The sequence below is a fragment of the Schnuerera sp. genome, from assembly GCF_035459645.1.
Lineage (GTDB): Bacteria > Bacillota > Clostridia > Tissierellales > Tepidimicrobiaceae > Schnuerera.
This window is the reverse complement of the sequence record NZ_DATHXO010000445.1, coordinates 1-2,827: the sequence shown is the minus strand read 5'-3', so window position 1 is coordinate 2,827 and position 2,827 is coordinate 1. Positions and strand designations below refer to the sequence as shown.

Genomic DNA, 2,827 nt, shown 5'->3' with positions numbered 1-2,827 from the left:
GTAAGGAAAAAAGCAGGTATTATTATGAGTGGGGTTGTTGTATTATTAGGTATTCCACCTTTAATGAGCTTTGGTGGCTGGAGTCATGTTGAAATATTTGGTTTAGGACTTTTCGATCTTTATGATTATTTTGTATCTAATATTTCTATGCCTTTAGTCGGGTTAGCAGGTGCTTTGGTAATTTGCTGGGTATGGGACAAACAAGTTGCTAAAGATGAAATTACTAGCAATGGCAAATTTGAATTTGGATTATTCAATCTATGGTATAATTTAACTAAATATGTTGTTCCAATTTTATTAGCAATAATATTTTTAACCGCTACTGGAATTTTAAAAATTTAATTAATGGCATATATTTTGCATTTAAATTTAGTTGAACATTATTGTAATTAAATATTGTATCCTAATAAGTTATTGAAGTTTTTGCAAACCATTATTGACGAAGGAGGAACATATATATGAAAAAGCTATTGACGGGAAACGAAGCAGTAGCTCTCGGAGCTTATGAAGCTGGCATCCATTATGCTTCTGCTTATCCTGGAACACCCAGTACAGAGATATTAGAAAATATAGCCCCTCATAAAGAAGAAATAATTGCAGAGTGGGCACCAAATGAAAAGGTTGCATTAGAATCAGCTTTAGGTGCTTCTATATATGGAGCAAGGTCTCTTGCTGCTATGAAGCATGTAGGCTTAAATGTGGCTGCAGATCCATACTTCACTTCAGGTTATACTGGAGTAAATGGGGGTATGGTATTAGTTACTGCAGATGACCCTGGTCTACATTCATCTCAAAACGAACAAGATAATAGATATTATGCAAAAGCTGCAAAAGTAGCTATGGTTGAACCAAGTAATAGTCAAGAGGCTAAAGATATGGTTAAGGCTGCTATGGAAATAAGTGAAGAATTTGACACTCTTGTGTTGATGAGGTTAACTACTAGGATATGCCATAGTAAATCTTTAGTAGAAGTAGGTGAAAGAAAAGAAATTCCTCTAAAACCATATAAAAAGAATTTGATGAAGTATTATGTGGCTCCTGCAGTTGCTAAACAATTGCATGTAGTAGTAGAGGAAAAGCTTAAAAAACTAGAAGAATTTTCTAACAAAACTCAACTTAACTATATTGAGTGGAATGATAAGAAAATAGGTGTAATTTCTTCTGGAGTTGCTTATGAATATGCAAAAGAAGTATTTGGAGACAAGGCTTCTTATTTGAAATTGGGCTTTACATTTCCTCTTCCTATGGAAAAAATTAAAGAGTTTGCAGACGAAGTTGAAACCCTTTATGTAGTCGAAGAACTGGAACCATTTATAGAAGATCAAATTAAAGCTGCTGGTATTCAATGTATAGGAAAAGATAAGATTCCTAATATCTGGGAACTAAATCCAGAAATTGTTGAAAAAGGCATATTTGGAACAGAAAAAGAAGTAATAGATTATGATAAATCAATAGTTGTAAATAGACCTCCAACTCTTTGTGCAGGTTGTCCACATAGAGGATTCTTCTATCAATTAAGTAAAAGAAAGAATACTATTATATCTGGAGATATAGGCTGCTATACTCTAGGAGGTGCAGATCCATTAAATGCAATGGATACAACTATATGTATGGGTGCTAGTGTTAGTTTAGGACATGGTATGGAAAAATTGATAGATAAATATAATGATGATAAGAGAGTAGTAAGTGTTATTGGTGATTCTACTTTCTTCCATTCTGGAATGACCAGTCTTTTAGATGTTGTATATAACAATAGTAATACTATTACTTGTATACTAGACAATAGGGTAACTGGTATGACAGGGCATCAGGATAATCCAGGTACTGGCTTTACTCTTCAAGGAGAACCTACTAAGATGGCGAATATTCCTGAAATTGTAAAAGCTTTAGGAGTTAAGCATGTTAGGACTGTTAATCCATTAAGATTGGATGAACTTAAGGAAGCTTTTGATTGGGCTTATGATTTAGATGAACCTTCAGTAATTATTTCAAGATGGCCTTGTGCACTTAAAAAATTATCTGAATATGATAAAGAAGAATTTAAGTTAGAACCAGGTGTATGTCAGGTAGATCAAGAAAAATGTATAGGCTGTAAAATGTGTGTTAACACAGGATGCCCAGCAATACATTTTGATAAATTAGCTAAAAAATCAAGCATAGATGCAACCCAATGTGTAGGTTGTGAAGTATGTATGCAAGTCTGTCCAGTTAAAGCAATAAGCAAGGTGGGTGAATAAAATGGCTGAAACAAAAAGTATATTATTAGTAGGTGTAGGAGGACAAGGAACAATTCTTGCGAGTAAAATATTATCAGCAGGACTTGTTGAATCAGGTTATGATGTGAAGATGTCTGAAATTCATGGTATGGCCCAAAGAGGAGGTAGTGTTTCGACTCAAGTAAGATATGGTGATAATGTGGATTCTCCTATTATTGGCAGAGGGACTGCTGATATATTAGTTTCTTTTGAAACCATGGAAGCTTTAAGATGGTTAGATTATTTAAAACCAGAAGGGAAAATTGTGGTAAATGATTATGAAATACCATCAGCACCAATTCTAATGGGAAAAGAAGATTATCCAGAAGGAGTAATCGATATAATTAAAAGTAAAGCTAATACCAGTGTAATAAATGCAGCGGAAATCGCAGAGGAACTAGGCAATTTGAAAGTTATGAATGTGGTATTATTTGGAGCATTAGTTGAAGCCATGGATTTAAAAGATATTGACTGGGAAAAAGCAATAAGGGATAATGTAAAAGAAAGATTTATTGATATAAATATAAAAGCATTCAATAGAGGAAAAGATGCTGTATAGTTATTAATAATAA

At 33.4% G+C, this 2,827-nt stretch carries 2 protein-coding genes and 1 pseudogene; all 3 read left to right on the top strand.

Annotated elements, in window-relative coordinates; translation table 11 throughout:
• Window positions 1-342: pseudogene (locus VK998_RS10485) on the top strand (sodium-dependent transporter); the annotation flags it as partial.
• A 116-nt stretch (window positions 343-458) separates the two neighbouring features.
• Window positions 459-2,237: an indolepyruvate ferredoxin oxidoreductase subunit alpha gene (gene iorA / locus VK998_RS10480; RefSeq protein WP_325228076.1), complete on the top strand. Its 1,779-nt coding sequence runs from the start codon at window positions 459-461 to the stop codon at window positions 2,235-2,237.
• Between the two features lies 1 nt (window position 2,238).
• Entirely contained in the window at window positions 2,239-2,814 is a 576-nt protein-coding gene (locus VK998_RS10475) for an indolepyruvate oxidoreductase subunit beta (RefSeq protein ID WP_325228075.1), read from the top strand.
• Window positions 2,815-2,827 lie beyond the last annotated feature (13 nt).

Excerpts from the sequence above, each read along its gene's own strand:
- iorA (WP_325228076.1), top strand. The coding sequence starts at position 459 with ATGAAAAAGCTATTGACGGGAAACGAAGCAGTAGCTCTCGGAGCTTAT.
- VK998_RS10475 (WP_325228075.1), top strand. The coding sequence starts at position 2,239 with ATGGCTGAAACAAAAAGTATATTATTAGTAGGTGTAGGAGGACAAGGA.